Origin of the sequence: Paenibacillus forsythiae T98 (assembly GCF_000520735.1) — a bacterium.
In the GTDB taxonomy this organism is placed as follows: domain Bacteria; phylum Bacillota; class Bacilli; order Paenibacillales; family Paenibacillaceae; genus Paenibacillus_AQ; species Paenibacillus_AQ forsythiae.
Genome location: NZ_ASSC01000388.1, coordinates 1 through 734, shown reverse-complemented (window position 1 = coordinate 734; position 734 = coordinate 1). Strand labels below are relative to the sequence as shown.

Here is a 734-nt window from a genome sequence, read left to right as displayed (position 1 = left end):
GGCGGCCGGAGCATCCGCAGCGGGTGTCCCGCCAGGGAATCCGGCCGCCGGCGCAGACAAGATCAGAGCAAGAATGAAGAGAAAGCACACACGCTTGGCCAATGCGGTTCCCTTGCCCTTGTTGCTTGGGTTCATATGTGTTTGTTCACCTGTCCTTCCATTGGCTGCCGGAGCCGCCGGGATTTATACGCTTCCGCTATCATTTATTGTAGCGAACAAGCGCTGAAAAGGCTGTTGCAAGCTGTCGCGCTTATTCAAGGCGGATTTCGCTATTTTTGGCCGCTTTTAGCGAGCCGGGTCGCTTTCTACGGCTTGCGGAGATGAAACAGGCCGTAGATGACCGGCGATACGGAAATATTCGGTTCATATTGCCAAATGGTTTCCTTGCGGCGGCCCGCATGCTGCTCTTCGGCGGCCGCGCGCTTGTCTTCATCCGTCTCCTTCAGCAGCTCCCCATAGTAGGCGTCGATAATGTCCAGCTCCCCTTGCAGACGCCGCCGCGCCGCCTCGGCCCAGCTGTAATCCTGTCCCGAAAGCCTTGAAAGAATATGGCGTTCGAGCAAGCCCGCCCCCGAAGCCAGGGAGATTTCATAAGGCTGGATGTGGACATTCTCCGGCAGGCGGGGCGTCAGCTCCAGAGGTTCGAGAAGGGAGCCGAAGTTCTCTTTGACCTCCCCGGTAAGCAGCGACACGCCGACAAAATGCAGCTCCTCCCGCTTCAAATCGCAGCTTAG

1 protein-coding gene is annotated in these 734 nt (G+C 57.9%); it reads right to left on the bottom strand.

Annotated elements, in window-relative coordinates; translation table 11 throughout:
• Positions 1-305 precede the first annotated feature (305 nt).
• The coding region (locus tag L692_RS0112425; RefSeq protein ID WP_025700295.1) for a YqhG family protein at positions 306-734 on the bottom strand (429 nt) is incomplete at its 5' end.